This window comes from Shimwellia blattae DSM 4481 = NBRC 105725, assembly GCF_000262305.1.
Taxonomy (GTDB): domain Bacteria; phylum Pseudomonadota; class Gammaproteobacteria; order Enterobacterales; family Enterobacteriaceae; genus Shimwellia; species Shimwellia blattae.
The window spans coordinates 3245545-3257901 of sequence record NC_017910.1 but is presented as its reverse complement, the minus strand read 5'-3'; the positions used below and the strand labels follow the sequence as shown (position 1 = coordinate 3257901).

General features: G+C 55.7%; 13 protein-coding genes, 1 tRNA gene and 1 rRNA gene. 7 read left to right on the top strand and 8 right to left on the bottom strand.

Annotated features, from left to right (window positions below; translation table 11 throughout):
• The first annotated feature begins 30 nt into the window (after positions 1-30).
• Complete coding sequence (tilS, locus tag EBL_RS15345; RefSeq protein WP_002441070.1) at positions 31-1341, top strand: tRNA lysidine(34) synthetase TilS; 1311 nt, start codon at positions 31-33, stop codon at positions 1339-1341.
• 48 nt (positions 1342-1389) lie between these two features.
• Here the strand turns inward: tilS and rof are convergent, their stop codons facing one another.
• Entirely contained in the window at positions 1390-1650 is a 261-nt protein-coding gene (rof, locus tag EBL_RS15340) for a Rho-binding antiterminator (protein WP_002441069.1), read from the bottom strand.
• The gene (locus EBL_RS15335) at positions 1637-1837 is read right to left on the bottom strand and encodes a YaeP family protein (RefSeq protein WP_034920208.1); all 201 of its coding nucleotides are present in this window, start codon (positions 1835-1837) and stop codon (positions 1637-1639) included. The genes rof and EBL_RS15335 overlap by 14 nt, the downstream gene beginning before the upstream one ends.
• A gap of 212 nt (positions 1838-2049) precedes the next feature.
• Here EBL_RS15335 and EBL_RS15330 point away from each other — a divergent pair, with 212 nt between their 5' ends.
• From EBL_RS15330 to nlpE, 3 genes are read left to right on the top strand one after another with little or no spacing between them, the layout of a single operon-like run.
• Complete coding sequence (locus EBL_RS15330; RefSeq protein WP_002441065.1) at positions 2050-2595, top strand: YaeQ family protein; 546 nt, start codon at positions 2050-2052, stop codon at positions 2593-2595.
• Complete coding sequence (arfB, locus tag EBL_RS15325; RefSeq protein ID WP_002441064.1) at positions 2592-3008, top strand: alternative ribosome rescue aminoacyl-tRNA hydrolase ArfB; 417 nt, start codon at positions 2592-2594, stop codon at positions 3006-3008. Before EBL_RS15330 ends, arfB begins: the two co-directional genes overlap by 4 nt.
• A gap of 56 nt (positions 3009-3064) precedes the next feature.
• The gene (nlpE, locus tag EBL_RS15320; RefSeq protein ID WP_174270553.1) at positions 3065-3745 is read left to right on the top strand and encodes an envelope stress response activation lipoprotein NlpE; all 681 of its coding nucleotides are present in this window, start codon (positions 3065-3067) and stop codon (positions 3743-3745) included.
• A gap of 50 nt (positions 3746-3795) precedes the next feature.
• On the opposite strand, the gene proS is transcribed toward nlpE, so the two are convergent.
• The 6 genes from proS to metN all read right to left on the bottom strand — a co-directional run bounded on the left by proS (position 3796) and on the right by metN (position 9403).
• Complete coding sequence (gene proS, locus EBL_RS15315) at positions 3796-5514, bottom strand: proline--tRNA ligase (RefSeq protein ID WP_002441060.1); 1719 nt, start codon at positions 5512-5514, stop codon at positions 3796-3798.
• Between the two features lie 119 nt (positions 5515-5633).
• Positions 5634-6347 (bottom strand): tRNA (N6-threonylcarbamoyladenosine(37)-N6)-methyltransferase TrmO, encoded by a 714-nt coding sequence (gene tsaA / locus EBL_RS15310; RefSeq protein ID WP_002441058.1) that lies wholly within the window; start codon positions 6345-6347, stop codon positions 5634-5636.
• Positions 6344-6754: an Rcs stress response system protein RcsF gene (rcsF, locus tag EBL_RS15305; protein WP_002441055.1), complete on the bottom strand. Its 411-nt coding sequence runs from the start codon at positions 6752-6754 to the stop codon at positions 6344-6346. The genes tsaA and rcsF overlap by 4 nt, the downstream gene beginning before the upstream one ends.
• 117 nt (positions 6755-6871) lie before the next feature.
• A complete protein-coding gene (locus tag EBL_RS15300) occupies positions 6872-7687 on the bottom strand; it encodes a MetQ/NlpA family lipoprotein (protein WP_002441053.1) in 816 nt (271 codons plus the stop codon).
• A gap of 35 nt (positions 7688-7722) precedes the next feature.
• The gene (locus EBL_RS15295; RefSeq protein WP_002441052.1) at positions 7723-8376 is read right to left on the bottom strand and encodes a methionine ABC transporter permease MetI; all 654 of its coding nucleotides are present in this window, start codon (positions 8374-8376) and stop codon (positions 7723-7725) included.
• A complete protein-coding gene (metN, locus tag EBL_RS15290) occupies positions 8369-9403 on the bottom strand; it encodes a methionine ABC transporter ATP-binding protein MetN (RefSeq protein ID WP_002441050.1) in 1035 nt (344 codons plus the stop codon). The genes EBL_RS15295 and metN overlap by 8 nt, the downstream gene beginning before the upstream one ends.
• Positions 9404-9595: 192 nt before the next feature.
• Here metN and gmhB point away from each other — a divergent pair, with 192 nt between their 5' ends.
• The 3 genes from gmhB to EBL_RS15275 all read left to right on the top strand — a co-directional run bounded on the left by gmhB (position 9596) and on the right by EBL_RS15275 (position 12251).
• Positions 9596-10162 carry a D-glycero-beta-D-manno-heptose 1,7-bisphosphate 7-phosphatase gene (gmhB, locus tag EBL_RS15285; protein WP_002441049.1) on the top strand — a complete coding sequence of 189 codons (567 nt, stop codon included), beginning with the start codon at positions 9596-9598 and terminating at the stop codon, positions 10160-10162.
• 387 nt (positions 10163-10549) lie between these two features.
• Positions 10550-12091, top strand: a 16S ribosomal RNA gene (locus EBL_RS15280).
• Between the two features lie 84 nt (positions 12092-12175).
• Positions 12176-12251, top strand: a tRNA-Glu gene (locus EBL_RS15275).
• Positions 12252-12357 lie beyond the last annotated feature (106 nt).

Genomic DNA, 12357 nt, shown 5'->3' with positions numbered 1-12357 from the left:
GCGACTATGTCACATGATTAGCCACCGGCAATGAAACCTTCAATTATCCCTTCTGATATTCTTCCTGCCCTGCGGGGTCACCGGCAGTTGCTGGTGGCCCTGAGCGGCGGGCTGGACTCCACCGTTTTACTTCATCTGCTCTGCCAGTTACGCAACGAGGCGGATCTCACCCTGCGGGCACTGTATGTCCACCACGGTATCAGCCGCTATGCGGACGAGTGGCTCAGCCACTGTCAGGCTCTGTGCCAGCGCTGGCAGGTGCCGTTTATCGCCCGCCGGGTCCACCTGACGGACAGCGGCAAAGGCACTGAGGCCGAAGCCCGCGAAAAACGCTACCAGGCCCTGGCTGAAAGCATGCTGCCGGGAGAGGCACTGATCACCGCCCAGCACCAGGACGATCAGTGTGAAACCCTGCTGCTGGCCCTGAAGCGGGGCAGTGGTCCGGCGGGGCTTTCTGCCATGCCCGGCGAGCTGGCCTTCAACCACAGCGTTATCCTCAGGCCGCTGCTGGGCTTTTCCCGCCAGCAACTGGAAGCCTATGCCCGCCACCATCAGCTGAGCTGGATTGAAGACGACAGTAACCAGGACGACAGCTACGATCGTAACTTTCTGCGCCTGCGTATTGTGCCGCTGCTGCGCCAGCGCTGGCCCTATTTTGCCCGCAGCGCCGCCCGCAGTGCCGCATTATGCGCAGAGCAGGAGTCACTGCTTGATGAGCTGCTGGCCGAACAGCTCCGGGCAGTAACCGGCCCTGACGGCGAGTTACAGCTGGCTGAGCTGCACGGGATGAGCCACGTTCGCCGTGCGGCGCTGCTGCGCCGCTGGTTTGCCCTTCACGGGGCGGTGATGCCTGCCCGGGATGCGCTCCGGCGGGTGTGGGATGAGGTGGCCATGAGCCGGGAGGACGCCTCACCGCGTTTACGTTTCGGGGAACATGAGGTGCGCCGCTTCCGGGGGGCGCTGTGGTGGGTAGCCCTGCGGGCCAGCCAGCGCCAGACTGTGCTGGCGTGGCCTGCGCCTTATGGGCCGTTGATGCTGCCGGAAGGGCTGGGGCAGGTGATGTTTGCCGCCAGCGGTATGGCGGTGCGCCCTCCCCGGGAGGATGAGCCCGTCTCGGTGCGTTTTCAGGCCAGCGGCATGATCCACATGGCAGGCCGCCCGCACGGGCGGACGATGAAAAAGCTCTGGCAGGAGCTGGGGGTCGCCCCCTGGCGGCGGGAGACCACGCCGCTGCTGTTCTACGGGGAGCAGCTTATCGCCGCTGCCGGGGTATTTGTGACCCGGGAAGGGCAGGGGGAAGACGATCACTGCTGGTATCTGCGCTGGCAGGCCGCGCAGTAAAAAAAAGGGGCGGCCTGCTGGCCGCCCGGCGGGTGTCTGGGCTGAGGGTCAGGACTCACTGACCACAACAGTACCAATTTGCGGATGGCTGAAACTGGTTATTTTGTCCAGCCGCACTTCGCGTTCGGTGCCCGCGTCATCAATAATCAGATATTCAATGTTTTTGCGGGTTAACAAATCCCTGGCGCCTGCCTTGAGTATCTCTCCGGTTTTCAGTTCCAGCGTCAGTACCAGATGATGCTGGCAGGCGAGTTCGAGATTGTCATAGTCATCACAGTTAATGGGTTGATAGGCATCATTCATTGACATAATCGCTCACCAGTAAGTTCGCGGCAGCATACGCCGCCTGTTCCCTGATTGACTGCGAAAGAGCTTCATTAGAGGCCATTTCATTCAGAACGTTTAATACGCACCCCAGGGCATCCGGAACATATCCCAGCGCACCACTGGCAATTTCACTGTACTGCCGGCGTATCAGATCACAATATTTTTCCACATGTCCTCCGGTTCTGAGCCCCGAACCCGGAGCATACCCCGGGATCTCTGATAAGACTACGAACATATATCCTGTTTAGCAAGATGACGATAGGGCGGCACAGCGATGTTTTCTGCACGGGAAGTTCCTGAAACCCGGCAGGATATTTCACCGGCATCGCGCCGGTGGGGGAGTTTCGCTACAATAGGGCTCTTTGTCTCAGGAAATAGTCGATGGCTCTGAAAGCAACAATTTATAAGGCGGCGGTTAATGTGGCCGATATGGACCGCAACCGGTATCTCGATGCCAGCCTCACGCTCGCCTGCCATCCGTCGGAAACGGAACAGCGCATGATGCTGCGGCTACTGGCATGGATCAAATATGCCGACGAACGGCTGCAGTTTACCCGCGGGCTGTGCGCGGACGATGAGCCAGAAGTCTGGTTACGCAATGATCACCTGGGCATCGACTTGTGGGTAGAGCTGGGGCTGCCGGATGAACGTCGGCTGAAAAAAGCGTGTAACCAGTCAGGGCAGGTGGCGTTATTTACCTATAACAGCCGGGCCGCCCAGGTGTGGTGGCAACAGCACCAGGCGCTGGCCGCCCAGTATAAAAATCTGACCGTCTGGTATCTGGATGACGCACAGCTGGCGGCACTGGCGGGCCTGGCGACCCGTACCATGAATTTGCAGGCTACCCTGCAGGAGGGGATCATCTGGTTGTCTGACGAGCAGCACAACCTGGAGCTGCACCTGACCTGCTGGCAGGCCGCGGCATGATCCCGTTGTCCCGGCAGGTCGCCATTCCCGATGATGAATACACGCTCACGGCGATCCGTGCCCAGGGGGCGGGCGGGCAAAATGTGAATAAGGTCTCCTCGGCCATCCATTTGCGTTTTGATATCCGCCAGTCAAGCCTGCCGGACTTTTATAAGCAGCGTTTACTTGCTGCGCAGCACCATTTAATCACCGCCGAGGGGGTGGTGATTATTAAGGCTCAGGAATACCGCACCCAGGCACAAAATCGCGAGGCGGCGATTGCCCGCCTGGTGGCGCTGATTCAGGAGCTGACTGCGGTACAAAAACGCCGCAGAGCAACCCGACCGACCCGGGCATCTAAAGAGCGACGGCTGGCAACCAAGGCTCAGAAGTCCAGTACCAAATCGTTACGCGGGAAGGTCAGGTTGACGTAGTAACTAAGGAGATGGATGAAATGGAAAAGAAAAAAAACAGTATCAGATTAGCGCTGATGATAGCTCTGCTGGCAGGCGGAGTGGGGCTTATCGGTTGTAATAACCGCGCAGAAACGCTGCCGCTCAAACCGGTGCAGGAGCAGGGCATGCAGGCCATGCAGCAGAGCTGGCGCGGCATTATTCCCTGTGCGGACTGCGCGGGGATCGAGACATCGCTGTTTCTGGCAAAAGACGGCACCTGGGTGATGAATGAGTATTACCAGGGCGCCCGCGGGAAGACCTCCGCTTTTGCCTCTTACGGGCGCTGGGCGCGCACTGCCGACCGGCTGACGCTGACCGACACCCGGGGGAAGAAATCCTATTTCCGCGTCACCGGGGAGCAACTGGAGATGCTGGATAGCACCGGTAACCGGATTGATTCCGCGCTTAATTACACTCTGGCGCCGGTGCGGGCGGATCTGCCGCTCACTCCCATGCCGATGCGCGGTAAATACCGTTATATGGCAGACTCGGCGACCTTTACGGATTGTGTCACCGGGCGTGTGCTGCCGGTGAATAACAATGTTCAGCTTGAGCGCGGTTATGCTGCAGCCGGAGGACAAGGCATGGAAGGTGTGATGGTGGAATTTAATGCCCACTACCGGATGGAGCCCAATATGGATACCGGCGTGCCGGAGAAAACCGTAGTGCCGGATGGCCACGGAACCTTCAGGCCAGGCGAGCACTGTGCTGAGTGATACCCATAAAAAAACCCCGCCGTGGCGGGGTTTTTGTCTTATGCAGGCACTCAGCCTTTAATATGTGAAACCAGATATTCCACGATATCGCCGGTTTTAATCAGCTGTTTTTCACCTTCGCGGCGGTATTTATACTCAATATCGTCGTTATCCAGGTTACGGTCGCCAATCACGATGGTGTGCGGAATACCGATAAGCTCCATATCGGCAAACATCACGCCCGGGCGCTCTTTACGGTCGTCCATCAGCACTTCAATGCCTTTCGCGCGCAGTTCGGCGTAGATTTTCTCCGCCAGTTCTTTTACGCGGAACGACTTGTGCATGTTCATTGGCAGAATGGCAACCTGGAACGGCGCAATGGCGTCTGGCCAGACAATACCGCGATCGTCAAAGTGCTGTTCAATGGCGGCGGCAACCACGCGGGTTACCCCGATACCGTAGCAACCCATGGTCAGAACCTGGTTGCGGCCATCTTCGCCCTGCACCGTGGCTTTCAGCGCTTCGGAATATTTTGTGCCCAGCTGGAAGATATGCCCCACTTCAATGCCGCGCTTGATAAGCAGCTTGCCTTTGCCGTCCGGGCTCGGATCGCCGGCGACCACGTTACGGATATCGGCCACTTCCGGGGTGGCGACATCGCGATCCCAGTTAATACCGAAGAAGTGTTTACCGTCGATATTGGCACCGGCTGCAAAGTCACTCATGGCGGCAACGGTGCGGTCGATAACCACCGGAACCGGCATATTCACCGGGCCCAGTGATCCCGGCCCTGCTTTCACAATGGCGCGGATTTCTTCTTCGGTGGCGAAGGTCAGCGGTGCGGCAACCTGGGGCAGTTTTTCCGCTTTAACTTCGTTCAGCTCGTGATCGCCACGCACCAGCAGGGCGACCAGCGGGTAGGCGCTCTCTTCGGTGGCTTTAACCAGCAGGGTTTTGACGGTTTTTTCCACCGGCAGGCCAAACTGCTCTACCAGCTCGGCGATGGTTTTGGCATTCGGGGTATCAACCGTGGTCATTTCCAGGGTGGCAGCAGCACGCGGGGTGGCTGGCGCAACGGCTTCGGCCAGCTCGATGTTTGCCGCGTAATCAGAGGAGTCAGAGAAGATAATATCGTCTTCACCGCTCTGGGCCAGCACCTGGAATTCGTGAGATGCGCTACCGCCGATGGAGCCGGTATCGGCCTGTACCGCACGGAAGTCCAGCCCCATACGGCTGAAGATGGTGCTGTAAGCCTGGTACATCTTGTCGTAGGTTTCCTGCAGGGATTCCTGAGTGGTATGGAAAGAGTAGGCGTCTTTCATCAGGAATTCGCGGGAACGCATTACGCCAAAGCGCGGGCGAACTTCATCACGGAACTTGGTCTGGATCTGGAAGAAGTTCAGCGGCAGCTGTTTATAGGAGCTCAGCTCGTTACGGATAAGATCCGTAATGACCTCTTCGTGGGTCGGGCCGAGGACAAACGGACGATCGCCGCGATCAACAAAGCGCAGCAGCTCCGGGCCGTATTTTTCCCAGCGGCCGCTTTCCTGCCATAAATCCGCAGGCTGAACAACCGGCATGCAGACTTCAATGGCGCCAGCGTTGTTCATCTCTTCACGGACGATGTTTTCAACTTTTTTCAGGACACGCAGACCGGTCGGCAGCCAGGTATATAACCCGGAGGCCAGTTTGCGAATCATCCCGGCGCGCAGCATCAGCTGGTGGCTGATAACTTCCGCGTCGGCGGGAGTCTCCTTCAGGGTGGAGAGCAGATATTGGCTAGTACGCATGTGTTACGGTTCCATTTGGACGATCGACGGCAGGCTTTAAAACAGCCTGCCCAAAAATAAAAGTGCTCTAGTCTACCAGTGTGGCAAAAATGCCAAAAGGGAAGGGCTGTAATTTACCCTTAAAGTGAAACAGGCTCCAGTGCAAACACCTCGCAGCCCTGCTCAGTCACCCGCCAGCGGACATTAAAATCCAGCAGATGTACCGCATAGCTTTTACCGGGCTCCTCACTTTTACGATAAGCCGGGCGCGGATCCTGGGCCAGAACATCAGTGATAAAACGCGCCAGATGCGGGTAGCGCCCGTCCAGTTGCCGGATCTGGCCGGCCACCTCTGGTGTGAAGCTGACCGGCATATCGGCCGCCGGGGCCTGCTGAGCATAGCCTGCCCGGGCTTCGGGAATGGCTTCAGCAAACGGCAGATAAGGCTTGATATCAACAATGGGGGTGCCGTCTACCAGATCCAGCCCGCCCAGGTGCAACAGCAGCGTATCGTGCTGGTGGGTAATGCCCTGCAGCTCGACCAGTGACATGCCCAGCGGGTTGGGGCGGAATGTGGAGCGGGTGGCAAAAACCCCCATCCGGGCGTTACCGCCCAGCCGGGGCGGGCGTACCGTCGGGCGCCAGCCGCCATCCATGGTCTGGTGGAAGATAAACAGCAGCCAGAGATGGCTGAATCCCTCAAGCCCCCGGACCGCTTCTGGCTGGTTATAAGGCGCCAGCAGCTCCAGGGTGCCGCAGCCGTCTTTGACTAAACCTGGCTGGCGCGGAACGGCGAATTTCTCTTTATAGGGGGAGTGAATTACGCCGATCTGTGCGAACCTGAAACTGGTCATTTGGTGCCGACTTTCAGCGCAGAGCCAAGGCAGATGGCCTGGCGGTAGCACCCGGGTGTGCCGCTGGTGATTTCACAGCTGTGTTGTAACACGGCGTTAGCACGCATTTTTGCGGCGTTGATCTGCATGCGTTTGCGGGCGGTTGGAATATTGGGCGGTGAGTCCTGGTTGCTGACCTGGCAGGAGTCTCCGCTGACTTCACCCAGATCCCTGAAGGGCTTGCCAACCAGCTCCTCAGCTTTGGTATAGATATGTACCGGGGCATAGTGGGTGGTGGTTTTCGGCTGGCTGGGTTGTGTCGCTTTTGCCGGGGGCTGCGGCGATTTTGCCGGTTCTACAGGGGATCTGCTTAATATTGAGCAGCCGCTCAGGGCGAATGCCAATACACAGATCGGTAAGGCGCGCATAGTCGTTCCTCTGAGATTGTGAAAATCGCGTTATTGAATCAAGCAATTGTAAAAATAACAAGACGGGCATGCGCCCGTCCTGAAAATTTATGCGATGTTTTACTAACAATCGCCGGATTACCAGCCCTTAACAGCCCCGCCGTTAAAGATGCGGTTTGCCGCGTCAGAGACTTCATCAGACTGATAAGCCTGAACAAATTTCTTCACGTTTTCCGCGTCTTTATTATCTTCACGGGAGACGATCAGGTTAACGTAAGGTGAATCTTTATCTTCAACAAAGATACCGTCTTTCGCCGGGGTCAGGTTGATCTGGCTGGCGTAGGTGGTGTTGATAACCGCCAGGGCAATCTGGGCGTCGTCCAGTGAACGCGGCAGTTGCGGTGCTTCCAGCTCAACAATTTTCAGGTTTTTCGGGTTCCCGGTGATATCCAGCACGGTTGGCAGCAGGCCAATGCCGTCTTTCAGTGTGATCAGGCCCACTTTCTGCAGCAGCAGCAGGGAGCGGCCAAGGTTAGTCGGATCGTTGGGTACTGCAATCTGGGCGCCGGGCTGTAACTCATCCAGCGATTTAATTTTCTTGGAGTAACCGGCAATCGGGTAAACGAAGGTGGCGCCGACCGGCACCAGTTTATAGCCGCGATCTTTGATTTGCTGATCCAGATACGGTTTATGCTGGAATGCGTTGGCGTCAATATCGCCTTTGCTCAGCGCTTCGTTAGGCAGCACGTAATCGTTAAAGGTGACAAGCTCAACATCAAGGCCATATTTATCTTTGGCCACTTTCTGGGCAACTTCCGCAACCTGCTGTTCTGCGCCGACGATCACGCCAACTTTAATATGGTTGGGATCTTTCTCTTCCTGGCCGCAGCCAACCAGCGCCAGGGAACCGATTAATGCGCCAATCGCAGCGTAGGTCTTGAATTTAAAAGCCATATCCATTCTTCCTGTGAGAGTCAAAAGGTGTTGTGTTATTTGTGCGTGACGGCGCGGACAATTCTGTCGCCACCGATCTGGATTAACCATACCAGCGCGACCAGCAAAATCAGCACAGTATTCATTACAGTAGCATCATAACCGATGTAGCCATACTGATAACCTATCTGCCCCAGACCACCGGCACCAACGGCACCCCCCATAGCGGAGTAACCCACCAGGGTTATCAGGGTGATGGTGGCTGCGTTAACCAGCCCGGGCATGGCTTCCGGCAGCAGGATCTTACGGATGATCTGCACCGGGGTTGCCCCCATTGCGCGGGAGGCCTCAATCAGACCTGACGGGATCTCCAGCAGGGCGTTTTCCACCATACGGGCAATAAACGGCGCCGCACCGACAGTCAGCGGAACAATCGCCGCCTGCAGGCCGATAGACGTACCGACAATAACCCGGGTGAAGGGGATCATCCATACCAGTAAAATAATAAAAGGAATGGAGCGGAAAATATTGACCAGCGCAGAGATAACCCGGTACAGCGTGGCATTTTCAATGATCTGCCCCGGCCGGGTGATATACAGCAATACCCCGAGCGGCAGACCAATCACAAAGCCGAAAAAACCGGAGACAAACGTCATCGCCAGCGTTTCCCAGATGCCTTTCAGCATTAACCACATCATTGCTTCAGACATAACCCAGTACCTCAATTTTTACGTTTTGTTGCTGCAGGTAAGCTATCGCTTCCTGTGTTGCCTTCCGGTCGCCGTGCATTTCAGCCAGCATAATGCCGAATTTTACGCCACCGGCATAATCCATCTGAGCGCTGATAATGTTGTTGTTAACATTAAAGCGGCGCGTGGTTTCGGACAGTAAAGGCGCATCCACTGACTGGCCGGTGAATTCCAGACGCAGTAGCGGGACAATATCGTCGCCCGTGGGCTCTGTCTTCAGGCGTTTGGCGTAGTCATCCGGAATATCCAGATGCAGGGTAGACTGAATAAACTGCTGAGCCAGCGGTGTTTTCGGGTGGGAGAACACTTCGCTGACCGTGTCCTGCTCAATCAGCTCGCCGTTACTGATAACGGCCACGCAGTCACAGATGCGTTTTACCACGTCCATTTCATGGGTGATGAGCAAAATGGTCAGCCCCAGGCGGCGGTTAATGTCTTTGAGCAGTTCAAGGATAGAGCGGGTTGTGGCCGGGTCCAGCGCGCTGGTGGCCTCATCGCACAGCAGAACTTTCGGGTTGCTGGCCAGGGCACGGGCGATGGCCACGCGCTGCTTCTGGCCGCCGGACAGATTTGCCGGGTAAGCATCCTGTTTATCGCCCAGTCCCACCAGTTCCAGCAGCTCGGTGACCCGCTGTTTAATGTCGGCGGTGGGGGTGTTATCCAGTTCAAGGGGCAGAGCCACGTTCCCGAACACCGTCCGGGATGAGAGCAGGTTAAAGTGCTGGAAGATCATGCCAATCTGGCGGCGCGCCCGGGTGAGCTGTGCGTCGGACATGGCGGTAAGATCCTGGCCGTCTACCAGAACGGTGCCCTGGGTCGGGCGCTCAAGCAGGTTAACACAGCGGATAAGTGTGCTTTTCCCCGCCCCGGAGGAGCCAATCACGCCATAAATTTGCCCGGCAGGAACATGCAGGCTGACATTATTCAGCGCCTGAATGGTTCGGTTTCCCTGCTGGAATACCTTGGTGATGCTGGAAAGTTTAATCATCTGGTTATTTATTATCTGATAATTGTTGGCCGCGGCATTTTCTACTAACAAAATTAGAGGCGATGACCGTAAGTGGAATGGATGTTAAGGCATCCAGACGTCTAAATCAATGCAACTCTGTCTAATGAGCGCTTTCTCAGTCTGCGAAACATGCGATACTAAGGAGAATCTACTATTTCAGGAGTTCTTCAGGTGGCTAAATCAGTACCTGCTATTTTTCTCGACCGGGATGGCACTATTAATGTGGATCACGGCTACGTACACGAGATAGACAACTTTGAGTTCATCGATGGCGTTATCGACGCGATGAAAGAATTAAAAGCCATGGGGTTTGCGCTGGTGGTTGTGACCAACCAGTCGGGCCTGGCGCGTGGCATTTTTACCGAAGAGCAGTTTGAACATCTCACCGAGTGGATGGACTGGTCACTGGCGGACCGGGACGTGGAGCTCGATGGTATCTATTACTGCCCGCACCACCCGGAGGGGAGCGTAGCTGAATTCCGCCAGGAGTGTGACTGCCGCAAACCGCAACCGGGCATGCTGCTTTCCGCCCAGCGCTTTTTGCATATTGATATGGCGGCTTCCTATATGGTGGGTGACAAGCTCGAAGATATGCAGGCGGGCCAGGGGGCTGCGGTGGGCACAAAAGTCTTAGTGCGTACCGGTAAACCGGTCACCCCGGAGGCCGAAGCCACCGCAGACTGGGTGATTAACAGCCTGGCAGATCTGCCTGCGGCTATCAAAAAGCAGCAAAAATAAGCAGGATGAATGAAAACTGAGCGGATGGTGAGTTTTTTGCATGTTTTTGCAAAATCATGCTTGCCATCCGGCGTGGGCTCCCTATAATGCGCCTCCATCGACACGGCGGCTGTGACAGACATCACGGCAAACAGCGGTGAAGATTGAAGAGAAAGCCTGAAAATAACGGTTGACTCTGAAAGAGGAAAGCGTAACATACGCCACCTCGCGACAGAGCGCTAAAGCGCGTCGCACTGCTCTTTAACAATTTATCAGACAATCTGTGTGGGCACTCTAAGGCACTGATATCTTAACGTCGCAAGACGAGAAATGATTATCAAGTCTCAAGAGTGACTAACAGTTAATTCATTACGAATAAACAGTTTAATTCTTTGAGCATCAAACTTTGAATTGAAGAGTTTGATCATGGCTCAGATTGAACGCTGGCGGCAGGCTTAACACATGCAAGTCGAACGGTAACAGGAATCAGCTTGCTGATTCGCTGACGAGTGGCGGACGGGTGAGTAATGTCTGGGAAACTGCCTGATGGAGGGGGATAACTACTGGAAACGGTAGCTAATACCGCATAATGTCGCAAGACCAAAGTGGGGGACCTTCGGGCCTCATACCATCGGATGTGCCCAGATGGGATTAGCTAGTAGGTGGGGTAACGGCTCACCTAGGCGACGATCCCTAGCTGGTCTGAGAGGATGACCAGCCACACTGGAACTGAGACACGGTCCAGACTCCTACGGGAGGCAGCAGTGGGGAATATTGCACAATGGGCGCAAGCCTGATGCAGCCATGCCGCGTGTATGAAGAAGGCCTTCGGGTTGTAAAGTACTTTCAGCGGGGAGGAAGGTGTTGAGGTTAATAACCTCAGCAATTGACGTTACCCGCAGAAGAAGCACCGGCTAACTCCGTGCCAGCAGCCGCGGTAATACGGAGGGTGCAAGCGTTAATCGGAATTACTGGGCGTAAAGCGCACGCAGGCGGTTGATTAAGTCAGATGTGAAATCCCCGGGCTTAACCTGGGAACTGCATTTGAAACTGGTCAGCTTGAGTCTCGTAGAGGGGGGTAGAATTCCAGGTGTAGCGGTGAAATGCGTAGAGATCTGGAGGAATACCGGTGGCGAAGGCGGCCCCCTGGACGAAGACTGACGCTCAGGTGCGAAAGCGTGGGGAGCAAACAGGATTAGATACCCTGGTAGTCCACGCCGTAAACGATGTCAACTTGGAAGTTGTGGTCTTGAACCGTGGCTTCCGGAGCTAACGCGTTAAGTTGACCGCCTGGGGAGTACGGCCGCAAGGTTAAAACTCAAATGAATTGACGGGGGCCCGCACAAGCGGTGGAGCATGTGGTTTAATTCGATGCAACGCGAAGAACCTTACCTGGTCTTGACATCCATAGAACTTGGCAGAGATGCCTTGGTGCCTTCGGGAGCTATGAGACAGGTGCTGCATGGCTGTCGTCAGCTCGTGTTGTGAAATGTTGGGTTAAGTCCCGCAACGAGCGCAACCCCTATCCTCTGTTGCCAGCACTTCGGGTGGGAACTCAGGGGAGACTGCCAGTGATAAACTGGAGGAAGGTGGGGATGACGTCAAGTCATCATGGCCCTTACGACCAGGGCTACACACGTGCTACAATGGCGCATACAAAGAGAAGCGACCTCGCGAGAGCAAGCGGATCTCATAAAGTGCGTCGTAGTCCGGATTGGAGTCTGCAACTCGACTCCATGAAGTCGGAATCGCTAGTAATCGTGGATCAGAATGCCACGGTGAATACGTTCCCGGGCCTTGTACACACCGCCCGTCACACCATGGGAGTGGGTTGCAAAAGAAGTAGGTAGCTTAACCTTCGGGAGGGCGCTTACCACTTTGTGATTCATGACTGGGGTGAAGTCGTAACAAGGTAACCGTAGGGGAACCTGCGGTTGGATCACCTCCTTACCTTAAAGATACAACCTTTTAGTGCTCACACAGATTGTCTGATGAAAGTAGAGAAGCAAGGCGTCTTGCGAACGAGACTACAGTGTCCCCTTCGTCTAGAGGCCCAGGACACCGCCCTTTCACGGCGGTAACAGGGGTTCGAATCCCCTAGGGGACGCCACTTGCTGGTATGTAAGTGAAAGTTGCGTGCCGATATATCTCAAAACTGACTTGCGAGAGTCATGTTTGAGATATTTGCTCTTTAAAAATCTGGAACAAGCTGAAAA